Source organism: Shewanella maritima (assembly GCF_004295345.1).
Lineage (GTDB): Bacteria > Pseudomonadota > Gammaproteobacteria > Enterobacterales > Shewanellaceae > Shewanella > Shewanella maritima.
This window is the reverse complement of the sequence record NZ_CP036200.1, coordinates 457057-474688: the sequence shown is the minus strand read 5'-3', so window position 1 is coordinate 474688 and position 17632 is coordinate 457057. Positions and strand designations below refer to the sequence as shown.

The 17632-nt window shown below is 44.8% G+C and carries 12 protein-coding genes; 9 read left to right on the top strand and 3 right to left on the bottom strand.

Annotated elements, in window-relative coordinates; all coding sequences use genetic code 11:
• Positions 1–103 precede the first annotated feature (103 nt).
• The 3 genes from EXU30_RS02090 to cysZ form a co-directional block, all read right to left on the bottom strand.
• Positions 104–1114 carry an ABC transporter substrate-binding protein gene (locus tag EXU30_RS02090; RefSeq protein WP_130597590.1) on the bottom strand — a complete coding sequence of 337 codons (1011 nt, stop codon included), beginning with the start codon at positions 1112–1114 and terminating at the stop codon, positions 104–106.
• A gap of 346 nt (positions 1115–1460) precedes the next feature.
• Positions 1461–3830 carry a carbohydrate binding family 9 domain-containing protein gene (locus tag EXU30_RS02085; RefSeq protein WP_423213355.1) on the bottom strand — a complete coding sequence of 790 codons (2370 nt, stop codon included), beginning with the start codon at positions 3828–3830 and terminating at the stop codon, positions 1461–1463.
• 265 nt (positions 3831–4095) lie between these two features.
• Complete coding sequence (gene cysZ / locus EXU30_RS02080) at positions 4096–4869, bottom strand: sulfate transporter CysZ (RefSeq protein ID WP_130597589.1); 774 nt, start codon at positions 4867–4869, stop codon at positions 4096–4098.
• A 175-nt stretch (positions 4870–5044) separates the two neighbouring features.
• Here cysZ and smc point away from each other — a divergent pair, with 175 nt between their 5' ends.
• The 9 genes from smc to EXU30_RS02035 all read left to right on the top strand — a co-directional run bounded on the left by smc (position 5045) and on the right by EXU30_RS02035 (position 17454).
• Positions 5045–8515, top strand: a complete 3471-nt coding sequence (gene smc, locus EXU30_RS02075; protein WP_130597588.1) for a chromosome segregation protein SMC — start codon at positions 5045–5047, stop codon at positions 8513–8515.
• A 3-nt stretch (positions 8516–8518) separates the two neighbouring features.
• On the top strand, positions 8519–9562 hold the full coding sequence (zipA, locus tag EXU30_RS02070; RefSeq protein ID WP_423213354.1) for a cell division protein ZipA: 1044 nt from the start codon (positions 8519–8521) through the stop codon (positions 9560–9562).
• Between the two features lie 147 nt (positions 9563–9709).
• Entirely contained in the window at positions 9710–11722 is a 2013-nt protein-coding gene (ligA, locus tag EXU30_RS02065) for an NAD-dependent DNA ligase LigA (protein WP_130597586.1), read from the top strand.
• 100 nt (positions 11723–11822) lie between these two features.
• Positions 11823–12311: a DUF2919 domain-containing protein gene (locus EXU30_RS02060; protein ID WP_130597585.1), complete on the top strand. Its 489-nt coding sequence runs from the start codon at positions 11823–11825 to the stop codon at positions 12309–12311.
• 121 nt (positions 12312–12432) lie between these two features.
• A complete protein-coding gene (locus EXU30_RS02055; RefSeq protein ID WP_130597584.1) occupies positions 12433–13632 on the top strand; it encodes a cyclic di-GMP phosphodiesterase in 1200 nt (399 codons plus the stop codon).
• 95 nt (positions 13633–13727) lie between these two features.
• The gene (locus tag EXU30_RS02050) at positions 13728–14642 is read left to right on the top strand and encodes an NAD(P)-binding domain-containing protein (protein ID WP_130597583.1); all 915 of its coding nucleotides are present in this window, start codon (positions 13728–13730) and stop codon (positions 14640–14642) included.
• A gap of 53 nt (positions 14643–14695) precedes the next feature.
• Entirely contained in the window at positions 14696–14917 is a 222-nt protein-coding gene (locus EXU30_RS02045) for an RNA-binding S4 domain-containing protein (protein WP_130597582.1), read from the top strand.
• A gap of 10 nt (positions 14918–14927) precedes the next feature.
• Positions 14928–15290, top strand: a complete 363-nt coding sequence (locus tag EXU30_RS02040) for a ribonuclease E inhibitor RraB (protein WP_130597581.1) — start codon at positions 14928–14930, stop codon at positions 15288–15290.
• A 178-nt stretch (positions 15291–15468) separates the two neighbouring features.
• The gene (locus EXU30_RS02035) at positions 15469–17454 is read left to right on the top strand and encodes an NERD domain-containing protein kinase family protein (protein ID WP_130597580.1); all 1986 of its coding nucleotides are present in this window, start codon (positions 15469–15471) and stop codon (positions 17452–17454) included.
• The last annotated feature ends 178 nt before the right edge of the window (positions 17455–17632 follow it).

Below are 17632 nucleotides of genomic sequence, written 5' to 3'. Positions count from 1 at the left end.
TTCCGTTGACTTTAAGTCACTGTGTAGGTTCGTCAAATGAATCGACGCACCAACAAATACGAGCATCACCGCACATAAATAGATAGTTAAGGTGTTTTTTAAGCTATTCATCAGTAATGATACTCACTCGGTCGTTTGATACCGTCGCCAATGGGCTTGTATCGATGAATTGCATAATATTTATATTGTTTTTGTCATTGCCTCCATTAGTGTCATTTTGTAGTTGAGCCCAGTGTAATTGTCGTTCCCATAGGCTGAGCGCAGACTGCGGGAGGTTTATTCGTGCATTTGATGTAGAAAAACTTTGTTTCAACACGCCTTGTTGCACACCTAAAGCGTTTGAAAAACTTTGAATCGCACGATCAGGATTTTGTTTTATATAAAGCTCTGCTTCAATAATAGCCGATAAGACGTCTTCAACAATTTGCGGGTTATGCTTAAGATAAGTGTCAGTGGTAAGTAGTACCTCAAATTGAATGTAGTCATGGGGGAATTTGAATATTTTTACATCGTCTCCGAGCAACTCAATCGCTTGTGAAAGGTATGGTTCTCGCATTGTAAACGCGTCGATTTTCTGCTGGTAAAGCAAGTCGGCTAGCTCTTCAGCCTTCGCGAATGTTGTTGTTATTGAATCGAGTTCTATACCATAAATAGGTAATATCGAGTCGTGGAAGTGGTGAACGGTAGAAAACTTCTGCGTAGCGATTGTTTTTCCTCGAAGGTCAGAAATTTCATTTATTCCGCGTAGTTTATTTGCAGCGATTCCATTTACATCATCAGTGTAGTAGAGCGTAGCAATGCACTTTACGGGCTGTTTACGGTCAATCGCAAATACGAATGGAATATCCGCGGTATTGGCAAAGTCTGCTTCGCCTCTGAGTAGTCCCTCATTCAAAGCGCGTTTACCACTGGGGTAGTATTTTATTTTAGGGTCGATACCGTATTTAGCGAAAAAGCCCTGCTCAGCAGCAATATGCACGCTAATAGAGCCTAGTTGCTTGGGTAGGGCGAAGGTCACCTCTGAGCTTGGGTTAGTTATCGTTTGTTGCTCACCGCAGCTTGTTAACAGAGCGAGGGATAATAATATGACTAATTTGAACTTATATGCTTCCATGCTTAGGCTCACAGCTTAATTCCATTCATTCGCTTGAATTTTAAGCTTAGCTCGAGTTTGATTAACTGCCAGTATATAAGTAGAAGAATTTACATTGTTGATTTGCTTAGAAGTAGCTTAGTCGCTTGGGATGCCAATTAGAGTTTGGATGATGAAGTGAGGTAACATTACCGAGTTACTGGCGAGAAGCTTAAATTTTTTGCATGTCTTATTTAGGTTGAAGTTCGGTCTCCAGTAATAACCGGCTGCTAAGCATTTTAACTCGTAAAAGCTTCAGTAAATTATCAAACACTGGTGACGTGATATCTTATTTACTGAAGCGATTAAAGTTTGGTCTAGGACTTAGTTAGAGCAACCAAGCATAGCTAACCTTCATAAAGTAGGTTTTGTCATTTTGGGTTAGCGAGTCAATGTCATCGTTTGCGACAAAGGCATCGCTATAACCCAAGTAAAATACACTTTGTGGGTTGAGCTTATAGCCGTACAACAACTCATTACCCAAGTCCTGGTATACCTTATCTGGGTTACGGTATTGATATAAGCTTGGGTCGCGCTCAATGTGTGTATAGATACTAGATAGGCGGATAAAGCTATTAAGGCTGAGCTGCCAATTAAGGCGCAGGTCGCTTAAGTTTGCCGTGAATAGACGGCCTTGCTCTACATCGAGCGTTTGGTATCGGTGTGATACATCTAGCGCAATCGACTCAGTGATCTTCCATTCAACCTCAGGGTTAAACATGGTTTTAGTGCCAAGTTGGTTGTTGGCGTAGTCAATTTCGTCACCATAGTTAATATCGAGCTCCAGTTTTAATGGGTCAATTGGCGTAAAGTAGCCATATAGCCAGCTTAAGGTGACATCAAAATCATCGGTATTGCCTTCAATAGCAAGTTTAGATGGGTCAAGACGCAAGCCAACGCGGTTCTTATGAACAATACCGCCAGCAATATAACTTTGGTATCCGCCTTCAAAGCGCAGTGACATTTCGGTTTCTTGTTCAATTTGTTCACCAGCCTGATTATGGGTGACATCCCAATCGCCAGATAGCTGCACTGAGCTAAAGAAACTATCGCTCGGGTACCAACGGTAACCGCCACCAGCAACAAGTTTGCTGTAGTCAACGTTTTCAATGAAACCTAGGTCTGCGCGGAAATCTTCACCAGTGGAAATATAGTAAACTTGGCCCCACCAGTTACGTCTGTCATGGACATACTTGATACGATAAACGTTGTCGCTGATCTCTCCGTCTTTTTTGGTTCTCAGAACCCGCTCGTTGTAGTTACAGTTAGTAAAATCACAATCAGGTGCAGGTGCGCTGCAGTCATCACCACGACAGAACTGTTGGAATAAATCTTCTGGATACTGAGTTTTAGAGTGGGCGAACTGCGCGGTGATGGTGTCATGCTCAGTTGGCTGATACTTAACGTCGGTACTTGCCACATAGTTATGATAGTCATCAGACTTTTTCATGGTGATCATCGCACCAACGGATAACTCACTATTCGCATCATATCGGTAGCGACTAGCAATGTTATAGCTAGGCTCGTCGATGGTGGCGATATCAGAGCTGAGGTTGCCAGGCACTAAGAATTGCGTTTGTTCATCATTTGCCGCCAGTAAACCAAAGGTATGCTCGCTTTGCTGAGTTGTTAGCTTCAAACCATAATCAGGAGAGCCAATGTTTCGAGTATGCAGCAAGTTCATTTGCGTATCGAAATAGTCTTTGTTATCAAGGAAGAAAGCACGCTTTTCATCAAAGAACAGCGCAAAGTTATTGTTGACGTTTAGCTGACCACTATCTGCCTCAACTTGAGAAAAGTCTGGATTAATCGTGGCATTTAACAAGGTCGTTGGGCTAATGCCCCAGCGGATATCTAAGCCCGCTTCAACATTGTTCTCATCATCCCATGGTGTTTGTGGATTTAAGCCTCGGCTTGATTCTCGGTTAGCGACTAAAGACGGCGTTAATTGAATATCCTGGCTTGGCTCTAGCCCAACAAGACCTGTGGCTGTGCCGAGCTGACATAATTGGCAGCTGTTATCTCGACTAATTTTGTGGGTCGATAAGCGATGGGTTTCATTGCGCGGGTAGAAGCGAATAAGCTCAATGCCCCAGGTTTGCGCGTCGACTTTTGGGAAGTTAAATAGCCTAAGTGGCAGCTCGACTTCAACTTGGTAACCTTTGTCGGTTACTTTACCTAGGCTGTACCAAATACCGTCCCAGGCATCACTTTCGTTGCCAGTAAGCTCATTTTCAATTGAGTCGCCTTGAGCGCCAAGCGGGTTCACAAAAAACTGGTATGCCAGTTTCGCGTTATTAAAGGTATCCAGCTTGATGCCAATTTGATCATCACCCCAAGAGCTGTCTCTATCGCGCAAGTTTGCGCGAATTTTCTCAGGCTCTGGGTCGTAAGCGGTAAAGGCAAAAAATAGGCTTTCGTTAGTGGCGTAAACTTTAACTTTGGTGGTTACAGGAGCCGCAATATTCTCACCCGGTGATGTTTCATATTTCAGTTCAACTTCGGTGGCATTTGCCCATTGTGGTTCGTCAAATTCACCATCAATTGTTGCACCACGATCTAAAGTGGGAATGTCTAAATGAAAGTTATCGCTATGCCCCGCATGGGCAGATAGAAACGGTAAGCAACTTAATGACGCTAGCGCGACAAGGCGTTTTAAACGCGAGATACAATTTATGTTAGGGCGAAAATTAACCACGACACTCACTACAACTTAATAAACGTGCGCTTATTGTGGCAAAAAATACTGAAGCAGTCGTTAATTGAATGCTAAAAAACTTAAGTGAATTTGTTACAGTGTTTGTCGTATTGTTTCTGTTGCAGCTCTAGAGCTTTAATACTAAAAAGCCATAACCCTTAATAGGTTATGGCTTAGTGGGTGCATTTACTTAACTTTTTACAGCACTCTTTATTTCATTTTCAATGTTAATGCTGTTCGCCGTTGCAACTAACCTAGTTGCAGATTAATCGCGTGCAATTTCTGGGTGTTTATACACTTCGCGGTAGCGGTCAACCCACATTGCTGTTGCTCCGCAAATCGCGATAGGCATAACAAACAAGTTTAAGATGGGGATCATGGAAAACAGGGTAACCGATGCACCAAACGAGTAACTGGTACCTTTGGTATTGCTAAGCGCACGTTTCATATCGTCAAACGGCACCTTGTGGTTATCAAACGGGTAGTCGCAATATTGAATTGCCATCATCCATGAAGTGAATAAAAACCATAAGATTGGCGCGATTGTTTGCCCAACGCCAGGCAATAAGAACAAGACTAAAAAGCCGATTGCTCTGGGTAGGTAATACTTAAACTTAGTCCACTCGCGCTTCATTATGCGTGGTAAGTCTTTGATTAAATCTACCGTATTGCCCGAGTTAAGCGATTTACCGGTGAGATGGTTTTCGACCTTTTCAGCCAGCAAACCGTTAAATGGCGCGGCTATCCAGTTCATCACTGAGCTAAAAACAAATGACATCACCACCAGTAAGCTTGATACTGCAAGTGGCCACAAGAAAAAGTCGAGCCAGGCAAGGTATTCTGGTAACTGGGCATTCATCCATTCAAATAATTCACCGAGTTTGCCAAAGGCAAAATACATGGCGCTACCAAAGAGTACAAAGTTAACCAGCAGTGGGATCACAACAAATACACGAAGCCCAGGCTGCTTAATCAATTGCAAGCCTTCAAAAAAATAATTCACGCCACTTTTTTTCACAGGCATAGATTTTAAGGTCATGAAACAATTCCTTGATTGATACTGTATGCCAGTCTGACCAGTCAAGTATCAGAAAACAAGTATAAAACTGTGTCAGATAAACAAAAAATCGTTACAAAATGCAGCTCAGTTGCTAGACTGAGTCGTTCTGAATACAGTAGCCTGCTTTGAAGCTCCATCCCCAAATTACGCTTGCATGAGATTAAAACAAATAAAATTAGCTGGATTTAAGTCGTTCGTTGATGCGACTAAAATTCCGTTTGAACATGCACTTTCCGCTGTTGTGGGCCCTAATGGCTGCGGCAAATCTAATGTGATTGATGCTGTGCGCTGGGTGTTGGGTGAAAGCTCAGCTAAGCATTTGCGTGGTGATGCCATGACAGATGTGATTTTTAATGGCTCCGCATCACGTAGACCTATCTCTGTCGCCAGCGTAGAACTTACCTTTGATAACTCCGAAGGTCGCCTTGCGGGGCAGTATGCCAATTTCCAGGATGTTTCGGTAAAGCGCCAAGTTAACCGCGACAGCGAATCGACGTATTTTCTCAACGGGCAAAAGTGTCGCCGTAAAGATATTACCGACCTATTTATGGGTACAGGTCTTGGGCCTCGAAGTTATGCAATCATCGAGCAGGGCACCATTTCCCGTCTTATTGAATCTAAACCGCAAGAATTACGCGTCTTCATCGAAGAGGCAGCAGGGATCTCGCGTTATAAAGAGCGCCGCCGCGAAACCGAAAACCGTATTCGTCATACCCGTGAGAACCTAGAGCGTTTAAACGATATTCGCCTTGAGTTAGGTGAGCAGCTTGAAAAGCTGGCTGCGCAAGCCGAGGATGCTAAAACCTATCGAGAGCTTAAAGCTAATGAGCGCAGCTATCATTCGCAACTATTAGTGCTTAAATGGCAAGACTTACAACAGCAGTTCGACAAGTTAACTAAACAAATCGATAAACTTACGCTTGAGCAAGCAAGCGTAGATGACGAGCTAAGGCAATTTGATACCAGTCAATCGCTAGTGACGCAGCAGCTCGCTGAGTTAACCGCCACAGAGCAAGCCAAAGTCGAGCTTTATTATCAAGCGGGCAATCAGGTGAGCCGGATTGAGCAACAAATTGCCCATCAAACTCAGCTTGATGATAGTCAGCGCAAACAGCTTGCCGATTTGCGTGAGCAACTGCAATCGCAAAAGCAGTTGGCTGAGCAGTTAAAGCAAAGTCACTTAACGCTTGAACAAAGCCATCAGCAACTGCAACCAGACATAGAGAGTTTGCAACAAGAGCATGAAATAGCTGATGAACAAGCGCATTTGCTTGAGGATGAATATGAGCAAATTCAAACAGACACCCAGCAAAGTCAGCAAAAATTAGCTAGCGCGCAAACCCAACTCGCGGTTGTGAAAGCGCAGATGAACCATGAGTTAACCCAGCTTGAGCAAGTAAAGCGCGATGTAAGCCAGTATCAGGCGCAAATTGATGAGATGGCTGGGTTATGCCTTGACGATCAACTCGCAGAGCTAACCGAGCAACAACAGCAAACGATTGAGCAAATCGATGAACTGGCAATAGCGCTTAATGACAGTGAGATACACACCAGTCAGTTGCAACAGCGTCTTAGTGAGGCACAAGCAAGTTTGAGTCAGGGCAAACAGCAACAAGCTTCAGTGAATGCTCGTTTGGAGTTAATTGATGAGCTTTTGCAAAACCAAAGTGAGCAAGCCACGCTTCCGCTATGGCAGGTGCTACAAGTCAAGCCCGGTTGGCAAGCGGCTGCCGAGAGTATTTTGCAGCATTTATTACAGTTAGATGTGCTTGATGCAGATGATTTTAATCAAAACACTCAAGCCAATTTGGGTTTTGCGCGTACCAGCACGGCGCAGCAGTATCCGCAGAAAGACGCGATTGTTAGCGCAGAGGTTAATCTTTCGCCTTGGTTAAATCACGTACGTTGGGTTGAAGATGCAAACGAGGCGCATCATGCGTTAGCTGCACGGAATAACCACGATACTCACGACGCGCCCAATACGCGCGAAACTATTTGCGTGACAAAAGCCGGGGAGCTAATTGGTAGTGGTTTTCAATTTAGCGCTGCAGCGGCTACGCCGGTTATTCAGCTAAGTCATGAAAAGCAGCAGCTTAGTGACAAGCTTGATGAGCTAGATGCTGAACTCGAAGTTATGCAACAGGGCGTGTCGGGACTTGCGTTATCGCAAAGTGAGTCAATGCTGCATACACAAGATCTCAAACAGTCGGCTAAGCAAAAACAAGCACTACTGACTGATTGTGAGCAGCAGCTGCGTGCGCTTCAGTTACAGCAATCGCAGTATCAGGCAAAGTTAGACAATGCTAAAAATCAGCTATTTAAAGCTGAGCAGGCGGCAGCGCAGTATCAAGAAAAAATCGCCCACAGCGAGAGTGAGCTTGATAGTCACGAGCAGCAACAAAAACTCGCCAGCGCCAGTCATGAGCAAGTGTTAGCGTCGCAAACTCAGGCGAGTGCACAACTAAAGCAGCTTAAACAATTAAAAGTGCAGCAATCGCAGCGTTTGCAAGCATTGAATACCCAGCGTCAACAGTTAGCCACTGAACTTGCATTAAGCGAGCAAAAGCAGCTGCAAGTTGATAATAAAACCAGTGAAATAGCCCAAGCGATAGCAAGCATAAATAGTCAACTTGCGCAAAACCAACAGCAGCAAACTCAAGGCCAGCAACAGCAACTACAGCAAGAGCTGCAACAGTATTTGCAAAAACAACAGGATTTAGATAAATCTCTGCAGCAAATTCGCACGCAACAGGCTGAGTTACAACAAACGCTAGATAGCTCACTATTAAAGCAAAAACAACAGCTTGAGCAACAACAAGGCTTGACTCAACGTTTAAGCGGGTTAAAGTTACGACGAGAGGGTGTAAAAGGGCAAATTGATGCCCAGATGCAATTGTTGAGTGAACATCAAGTCGAACTTGAGTCAGTCGCGGCTCAGTTGCCAGCTGACGCTAAAATTGCCAAGTGGCAAAAGCTGCTAGACCAGACCAGGCAAGATATTAGCGAGCTTGGCGCAATTAACCTGGCGGCAATTGAAGAGTTTGACAGTCAGAGTGAGCGTAAAGCATACCTCGATGAGCAAGATAACGATTTAAATCAAGCTTTGGCTTCACTAGAAGGCGCAATTAAAAAGATTGATAGGGAAACTCGCGCTAGGTTTAAAACCACCTATGATGCGGTTAATGCAGATTTGCAAAGCCTGTTCCCTAAGGTTTTTGGTGGCGGTAAAGCCTACCTTGCGCTGACAGATGATGACTTGCTTGAAACTGGGGTGACGATTATGGCTCAGCCCCCAGGTAAAAAGAACAGCACCATCCATCTACTAAGTGGTGGAGAAAAAGCCTTAACCGCTTTATCATTGGTGTTTGCCATATTTAGATTAAATCCAGCCCCGTTTTGTATGCTGGATGAAGTAGATGCACCTTTGGATGACGCCAATGTGGGTCGCTTTTGTCGACTGCTCGAAGAGATGTCACAGAGTGTGCAGTTTATCTATATCAGCCACAATAAAATAACAATGGAAATGGCTGAACAATTGATAGGCGTAACAATGCACGAACCAGGTGTGTCGCGCATTGTAGCAGTGGATATAGACACTGCGGTGGCCATGGCCGACGCAGTATAAGAAATGGATACAGGGTTAATAATGAAAGACTTGCAATTAGTGTTGTTTATTCTCGGTGCACTGGCCATTGTTGGCGTTTTAGTTCACGGTTTTTGGTCAATTAGACGGCAGCAACCTAAGTCAATGAAAGAAAGCCCGATGGTGGATTTTTACAAAGAGCAATCCAAGCGTGACGCTGACGGTTTTGATGCCGATGGCGTAGGTGAGGTGAGAGTTCGCAAGGCTGATGACAACGAACCTCAGGATGAACTTGATGACATACCTGAGCCAGAAATTACGCCGCCAAAGCAAACCGCAAGCTCTGCTTCGCAGCTGCAACATGAACCTAAGCAGCAAGCTTTATTTGCAGATACTGATGCTGAAGATGAGAAGTCGCAACAAAAAGAGCCAGAGTTTAAGCAAGAGCCAAGCTTCAGCGATAAAGACCATGACTTTGCGCCAATCAATATCGAGATTGATGACGGCCAAGCTCCTGATATTACACTTGAGCTAAGCGACTCTGAGTCAAGTAACCTTCAAGCTGGTGACGAAAGTGCAGTAGAGCAAGGCGTTGACGTGACAGCCAAGGATGCGCCACAGCCTGCGAGTGGGATTAAAGATACAGAGCAACAAACAACAGCTACAGCCGAGCCGCAAGAGCCGGTTGATGTACTGGTATTACATGTTGTCGCTAAAGAAGGTGAGCAATTACAAGGTGCAGAATTACTGCCGTGCTTGTTATCACTTAACTTCAAATTTGGCGAGATGGATATTTTCCACCGTCATATTGATAATGCCGGTAAAGGTGAAAAGCTATTCTCGCTGGCCAACATGATGAAACCAGGGGTATTTGACCCAGACAACATGGAGCAGTTTGTGACCCAAGGTGTAGTGCTGTTTATGACGTTACCAAGCTATAACGACGCGACGATGAACTTCACCATAATGCTGAACTCAGCATTGCAAATGGTTGACGACTTAGGCGCGGAATTACTTGATGACAGACGTCAGCCTTGGAATGATGAAACACGCCAACAGTACATTCAACGTATTCGAGACGCTGCTTAACCTTTGAAGCCAAATTGCTAAGGCGATTGTTCATAAAGCTTAAATTAACAAAGCTCACGAAAACAAGTAGCCCAGCGTTAAACCAACAGATAGACAAAGGCCGCAACAGCGGCCTTTATTATATAAACGATTATATTTGGATTTATTATGCAAGACATTCAATCACAGATGGCGCAACTAACTGAAACCATCAACCAACATAATATTCGCTATTACGTTGATGATGCACCATCGATTCCTGATGCTGAATATGACCGTTTAATGCAGCAGCTTATCGCGTTAGAAAGTGAACATCCTGAGTTAAAACTCGCTGATTCACCAACCCAACGTGTTGGCGGTGCGCCGCTGGATAAGTTTGAGCAGATCACTCACTTAAAACCTATGCTCAGTCTAGATAATGCCTTTGACCAGGACGACTTTGAAGCCTTTAACAAGCGCATTACCGATAAAGTGAGCGATGTCCATTATGTGTGCGAGCCAAAACTAGATGGCCTTGCAGTAAGCATTACCTATCGCAATGGTGTACTTGAGCGCGCTGCAACTCGTGGTGATGGCACTGTCGGTGAAGATATTACCGAGAACGTGCGCACCATTCGCTCTATTCCATTAAAGCTACGCGGTGATGATTACCCTGAGTTAGTTGAAGTGCGCGGTGAAGTGTTTATGCCAAAATCAGCCTTTGATGCGCTAAACGCGCGTCAGTTGGCTAAAAACGAAAAAGTGTTCGTGAATCCACGCAACGCTGCAGCTGGCAGTTTACGCCAGCTTGATAGCAAGGTTGCCGCTGAGCGTGCTCTGGACTTTTATGCTTACGCGCTTGGCGTAGTCGATGGCGCTAGCGAGCCAATGAGCAATGAGCACTATGGTCAGCTAATGCAGCTTAAAAAGTGGGGCCATCCTGTTTCAAGCGAAGTGAAAGTATGTGAATCGCTTACGCAGGTGTTTGACTACTATGGCGACATTTTAAATCGCCGCAGTGAGCTTGAATATGAAATTGATGGCGTGGTGATCAAGGTAAACGACATCACTAAGCAAGAAAGCTTAGGCTTTGTTGCTAAAGCGCCGCGTTGGGCTATCGCCTATAAATTCCCTGCGCAAGAAGAGCTAACTGTGCTTGAAGCGGTTGATTTTCAAGTGGGGCGCACAGGTGCTATTACTCCAGTAGCACGCTTAAAGCCTGTGTTTGTTGGCGGCGTGACTGTGTCAAATGCCACGCTACATAATGCAGATGAGATTGCTCGATTAGGTGTAAAAGTAAAAGATACTGTGATTATTCGCCGTGCTGGTGACGTTATTCCACAAATTGTCGCTATCGTGCCTGAAAAGCGCCCTGAAGATGCCGTTGATGTTAGCTTCCCAAGCCAATGCCCGGTATGTGGTAGCGATGCTGAACGTGAAGAGGGAGAGGCGGTGCTTCGCTGCACAGGTGGATTATTCTGTGAAGCTCAGCGCAAAGAAGCCATTAAGCATTTTGCTTCACGTAAAGCGTTAAACGTTGATGGTCTAGGCGATAAAGTCGTTGAGCAGATGATTGATAAAGAGTTGATCAAAAGCCCTGCTGACCTATTCGCGCTTACGCCGTCTATGTTAACCATGCTTGAACGTATGGGCATGAAGTCTGCCACCAAGCTAGTTGCGGCGATAGATAGCGCGAAACAAACCACATTAGCGCGCTTTTTATACTCACTGGGTATTCGCGAAGTGGGCGAAGCGACAGCTGCAAACCTAGCCAGTCATTTCAAATCACTTGATGCGATAAAACAGGCGAGCTTAGATCAGCTGATTGAAGTTGAAGATGTTGGCGCGATTGTCGCAAAGCACATCAGTCATTTCTTTAAGCAAGAGCATAACGTTGAAGTCGTCGACGCGCTTATTGCTGCCGGCGTTAACTGGCCAGCAATTGAAGAGGTTAACGAAGCCGACTTAAGCCTTAAAGGGCAAACCTGGGTGTTAACTGGCACCTTGACGCAACTTAATCGCAACGAAGCCAAGGCACAACTACAAGCCTTAGGCGCAAAAGTTGCTGGCAGCGTGTCTAAGAATACAGATTGCTTGGTTGCAGGTGAAGCGGCGGGTTCAAAGCTCACCAAGGCACAAGACCTCGGCATTAAAGTGATTGATGAGCAAGCTTTGCTGGATCTGCTCAACAGCGCAGGTTAATTGGTTTTGACCAGTTTGCTTGGGATTATTGGTCTTGGGTTATTGGCTTTAGGCTATTTGCGTGGAGCATTGGGAAGAGTGCACAGAGTAGTAAGCGTTAATGAATTTTAGTCATATTAAGTGGCTAGACGACAAAGGTCATGTTAAGCCACCACTAACCTTGTACTTAATGCTGGTGTTTCTGGCGCGCGCCTGGTGCGTGCTCGTCGCATCGCTGACGCAATTTAACGACCAGTCTGGCTTAGTGAGGCTTTTCTACCCACAAAAATCAGACTTTTTGTTGGCATTGCTAACGGGTATCGGTGCAGTGTTTGTGTATTTTCTGATTATCGCTGAGCGTAAACGCAAACCTGATTGGTTGAGACCCATCTTCAAGCACGGGCGAACGCTACTGCTGATGTTGGTTGCACTCGATGCTGCTGTGTTAGTGCAACGACTCATACACGACTACTTTGTGTTTAAGGTTAGTTACGGCCTAGACTCGCTATTGGTGTTCTGGTCTTTGATCTATTTATTCAACTCAAAACGACTAAAATTGTATTTTAGCGACTGGCATGCGCAAGAAACAGAGCAAAGCGATAAGAAATAGCTTTACAACATGTGACCCTAAGTCGCAGTATTTACAAGTGAAAAGTGCGAATAGGTTATTTATCGCCTAAGCTTTTTGAACTAGGCTGAAATTATTGTAACTTTGCTTAACGGGAATTCATTTGGCTAAAACGGAATTAACTCAGTTGCCAGTGTCCAAGATCGTCGTGGGAATGACGATTAAGCTGCCCCTGTCTTGGACCGAGCACCCGTTTTTTCGAAGCAAAGTAAAAATTGAGCAAAAATCTCAAATTGCCCTCATTCGCGGGCTAAACACTTCTTTTGTTTATCTATTAGATGGTCATGATTTAATCCCTGAGCAGCCGGAAGTCGTTGACGAGCCCGTCACCATCTTGCCTGCTACCGAAATGCCTGATTATAAAGTTGAGGCAAAAAAGTCCATTCGTCGTGGTCAGCAGCGCTTTATCCGCTGCGTTAATGACAGTCGCGGCGTGTTTGGTAAGGTGGTCAGCGACCCAGAAGGTGCTTATCGTGATGCGGTGACTCTGGTTGAAAGCATGATGGAACACCTAAATGAAACTGATTCACCTCATTTAACCCTAGTCAGTAGTAATGAACTTGAAGTGAGCGTAACTCAACATGGAGTGTCAGTCGCCGTGCTATCGATGATGATAGCCCATATGGCAGGTTTGCCACCAAGTGATATTCGCGATATTGCTATTGGTAGTTTGTTCCATGACATTGGTAAATTAAAGGTACCTGAGAATATCCGCCGCAAGCATGGTGAGCTGACAGATCACGAAGTGAATTTTATGCGCATGCATCCAAATTTTGGCTACGAAATGCTGGTAAAGAACAACCTTTACCCTAAAGCCATGTTACACATAGTGCGTCACCACCATGAGTTTGTGGATGGCAGTGGTTACCCAGACAAGCTGACAGCTAAAAAAATTCCCATCACCACGCAAATTGTAAGCCTAGTGAATGACTATGAGTCGCTGCTAAGACGCTATCTATCGCCACAGCTGGCGCTGGGTGTCTTGTTTAAAAGCCGCAAACAGAAGCATGATGAGAAGCTAGTATCTCAGTTGGTCAAGGTACTGGGTATTTATCCGCCTGGAACCTTAGTCAACCTTACCGATGGCAGCTTTGCAAAAGTGATGATGACGACTTCAGAAGTGAAAAAACCTCACGTTTGGGCATGTAGCCCTCGAGGTGAAGATGCGACCTTGCGTTTTTTAATGGAAGAGGAGGTGTCGGTGAGTGAAGTAGTTAAGCTAGAAAACCTCCCAGAAAGCGTGTTAAAAACCCTACAAGCAGAAAATACGATTAGTTTTTACTTTAGTGACTTTGAACACTAACCCTCTATTGTGTCTCTTGAACTGTCGCTGCGCGATAATCGTATGATAATGTTACTTTTCTCATCTAGCAGTTAATCAAATTAAAGGAATATCCTATGGCAAACGTCGCCGTTATTGGCTGTGGTTGGTTTGGGCTGCCGCTGGCTCAGTCATTAGTTAAACAAGGCCATCAAGTATTCGGCTCAAAGCGTAGTGGGCAAGATGCTGCAAATCTAAATGAGTTGGGGATTAGGGGCTTTGCGCTGGATTTAGCCAAAGAGTTGGTGCAATCGAGCTTATCTGCTCAGATGCAGCAAGCGCTGCAAAGCGATGTTGTGGTTGTTAATATTCCGCCAGGACTGCGCAGAGGAGAGACAAACTATTTAGAGTATGTCGCTAAGCTTGAACATTTGCTGTTAGGTAAACCATACAAGCGCTTAGTGTTTATTAGCACCACAGGTGTTTATCCGACGAGTTCAGTTCCATTGAAAGCTGATGATGCCACTGTTAATGCTAATGCGCTGTTGGGACCATTACTGGATGAAACCATGGCACAAGCGAGCTCGCCTGCCAGTGATATTTTGCTAAAAGCCGAATCAGTCATGGCAAGCTTGAACATGGAAACGCTAAATCAAGGTAATGTATCTAAGACCACCATAGTGCGCTTTGCCGGTTTAATTGGGCCTAAGCGTCATCCTGGGCGATTCTTTGCGGGTAAAACCGATGTGCCAGGCGGTAATGTTGCTGTTAACCTAGTGCATCTTGATGATTGTGTTGCCTCTGTGTCACTGATTATTCATGCCGCGTTAAATCATCCAGATTTGTTGGGAGAGGTATATAATCTTTGTGCGCCTATTCACCTGCCTAAGTCTGAATTCTACAGCGAAGCCTGTGAGCATTTAGGTGTCGATAGCGCGACTTTTAGTGAGCAACCACAACCTAGCAAGCGCATTGATGGCAGTTTAATTTGTCGCGACTTAGGCTTTCGCTATTTATATCAAGATCCCCGGCAAATGCTTGATGCTTGCTAATCTGCCATAGGTTATACTTGCGCGATAATTGATAGATGAAAGAGTAAAGATAGATGCAAGAGTTTTCTCTACTTAGCGGCGATGACTATGTTGAGCTATACAAGGTATTAAAAGTACAAGGTTTAGTGAATGCTGGTGGTGACGCTAAGCACGTTATCGCGGAAGGTATGGTTACCGTGAATGGTGAAGTTGATACCCGTAAGCGCAAGAAGTGTGTTGTTGGTGACGTGATTGAGTTCAATGGCGTTGCAGTTAAAATTATTCCAGCTGAATAAGGATTGAAATATGCAATTTCCTGAAGATGATAACGGCCAAATGCTAGCGGCAATGGCTGAGTCAGGTATTGATTTAACTAAAGCGCTAGATGTGGACTTTTTCTTGGTATTTGACGATCAGCGTGATGCTGAATCTGCCCTAGAAACTTTGGTTCAAGACCGAGCTGAAGGCGAGTTAGAAATCCACTTTGATGAAGACACTGAAAAGTGGGAAGTTATTGTGTGCATTAACATGGTGCCAGAGTATGATGCACTGGTAGCAAAAGAAGTCGCATTGAATGAATTTGCTCAAGAGTTTGACGGCATTTCTGATGGCTGGGGCGTAATGCAGCATCAAGAAGGTGACGGCGAGTTTGCCGACGAAGCTGAGTAAACTTGTTCAACTATTGGAACAGTTGCGGGCAGTCGTATTTAGATACCGAATAGTGTGCACGCTCAATAAATGAACACTTGTTGTGTAAACGCTAATAAAAACCACCTTTATGGTGGTTTTTTTGTAGCCGTATGATTAGCATGAGCCTCAATTATGTGATCTGCATTCAAGGATTAGTATGGCAAGGCATATCAGTTTCGGGACCCCAGTTAACGACGCAGAGCGTTGGGCATTCTCATTACTTTCAGATGAATTACCTAAAGACTATATGTTGCTCACCAATGTGGAAATTCCAACCCATACTGGTCAGGCAATGGAAGTTGACGCGCTTGTAGTTGGTGAGTGGGGCGTGTATGTGGTTGACGTTAAGGGCTATATTGGTCGACTTAACGCAGGGCTGCATGCATGGTCTTTAGACGGGCGCGATGTTGATAACAGCCTGTCAAAAGCCAATTATGTTGCCAGAGTGCTTGCGGGTCGCTTAAAGCACAAAATTCCTGTAGGTGTTTATGCACCATGGTGTCAGGGCATGGTGTTTGTTACTGGCCGCAAAGGTGAAGAGATTCTGGTCGAGAAAGATCAGGGTAACTTAAGTATTTATACTCCAGCAAAAATTATCCAAGCGCTAACTAAAGAATGGGGCTTAACCGCACCGCGCAAGCACCAAGTGACTGAGCAACAAAAAGAGATGGTACTTGATACCATAGGTCAGGTCGCCATTGTTGAGCAGCGTAATCAAAAAATTCAAGACTTCATCAAGCTCAAATGTTTGTTCCTGCAACAAGGTTTAGAAGTTTGGCAGTCAGAATATAACCCAGGCGGTTGGACGGCACCCTGGCTACTTAAAATCCTAGTACAGAGCCAATTTGAAAGCGCATTAGATGCTGAACAACACGAAATTAGACTGCGTGAAGAGTTTAAGCGTATGCAGTCGCTATCTGGTTGTAGTGGTGTACCTTTTTGCGCGCCACTTATCCAAGACGGCGAGCAGCTGGTATTGCCTATTCGTATGCCGCGGGGCATTCCGCTGAATATCTTTGAGGTTGAGCAACAATCTACTTATCAACTGCTTGAAATTTTACGCCGCAGTATTAGTGGAATGCAGCAAATTCATCGCCGGGGTTATACCATTGGCGGCTGGGCAAGTAACTGTGTGTTCTTGTCAGATCAAGGTGATGTTGAGTTTATCGACATTAAAGACAATCTTACCATTGCCGAAGATATTGCCGAATATGCTAAGGCGTTCTTAACCCTTGCTGAGCAAACTCAGCAGCCGCGTATTTACCATTGGTATCGTGACGCCGCAAAAGGCACTACTGTCGATTTAGATGCCATTCGCTGTGATTTATCGGCGCTGATCGAGCTGGGCGTATGCGATACCGTGCCGCAGCGTATTGAAATCGAGCGCGGCGCGGTGATTGACCATCACTTTAAACTTGAATCATTTATCTCATCCACTGATCATAGCCAGCTTTGGCAAGCAAGGCATATTCAGGGCAATTACCCTTGTGCAATTAGCGTGTATAACGATGTTGATGAGCAGTGGCACAAGCTAAATAATATTTATCGTAGCTTATCTAAAATCTATCACCCTCATATCGAGAAAGTGCTCAGCTTTGGCCAGCTTCCAGAGTCCAATGATCTATTTATCGCCCGAGCCTGGGCGCAAGGTGTGGCATTAGATGAAGTGAAGGGCGTAGAGATTGGCCAGCCGATCACTTGGTTTATTCAAATTCTTACCGCGCTGCAATACCTGCACAATATTGATATTTTTCATGGCGCAATATGTCCTAAAAACATCATTTGTAATCACGACACTGCGACATTAGTGAACTTTGGGATCGGTAGCGATATCGCGCAAATCCATTACGCCGCTAAATATGCTGATCCAACACTTTGGGACGTGGAGGGTGAAGCCGAGAAAGATCTTTATGGTCTCGTCGCCAGCTTTATCGACTCGTTAGTACCGAAAAAGCTGCATCAAGACGACGGCGCTGCCGGGATTGTTGAAGCGCTGGAGCAATTTGACCGTGAATGGTTTGGCGAGGCGCTTTATGATGCTTGTTTAAAGATTTTGAAGTTTGAATTTAGAATCGAGCCAAATCGTGACTATGCCGAGCAATTAGGTTTAGAAGACGAGGAAGTCGTTCAAGCGGGTATGTAGTAAAAAGTTGATTGTAATTCACTCGTAGTTCCGGCTTATTTGAGCGTTGTGCGTTCAGCGCTCAAATAACGTCGCACAATTAGTCGTTTATTGCTGTTATTTTCCTCATCACAGAAGTTAACCTCATTGGTTCCTACTCCTAACTTGCCGTAAAACAGTGACCAAGATCGCTAATGGT

Coding starts and splice junctions, on each gene's coding strand:
- zipA (WP_423213354.1), top strand. CDS start 8,519: ATGGATACAGGGTTAATAATGAAAGACTTGCAATTAGTGTTGTTTATT.
- ligA (WP_130597586.1), top strand. CDS start 9,710: ATGCAAGACATTCAATCACAGATGGCGCAACTAACTGAAACCATCAAC.
- EXU30_RS02040 (WP_130597581.1), top strand. CDS start 14,928: ATGCAATTTCCTGAAGATGATAACGGCCAAATGCTAGCGGCAATGGCT.
- EXU30_RS02050 (WP_130597583.1), top strand. CDS start 13,728: ATGGCAAACGTCGCCGTTATTGGCTGTGGTTGGTTTGGGCTGCCGCTG.
- EXU30_RS02045 (WP_130597582.1), top strand. CDS start 14,696: ATGCAAGAGTTTTCTCTACTTAGCGGCGATGACTATGTTGAGCTATAC.
- EXU30_RS02035 (WP_130597580.1), top strand. CDS start 15,469: ATGGCAAGGCATATCAGTTTCGGGACCCCAGTTAACGACGCAGAGCGT.
- cysZ (WP_130597589.1), bottom strand. CDS start 4,869: ATGACCTTAAAATCTATGCCTGTGAAAAAAAGTGGCGTGAATTATTTT.
- smc (WP_130597588.1), top strand. CDS start 5,045: ATGAGATTAAAACAAATAAAATTAGCTGGATTTAAGTCGTTCGTTGAT.
- EXU30_RS02090 (WP_130597590.1), bottom strand. CDS start 1,114: ATGGAAGCATATAAGTTCAAATTAGTCATATTATTATCCCTCGCTCTG.
- EXU30_RS02060 (WP_130597585.1), top strand. CDS start 11,823: ATGAATTTTAGTCATATTAAGTGGCTAGACGACAAAGGTCATGTTAAG.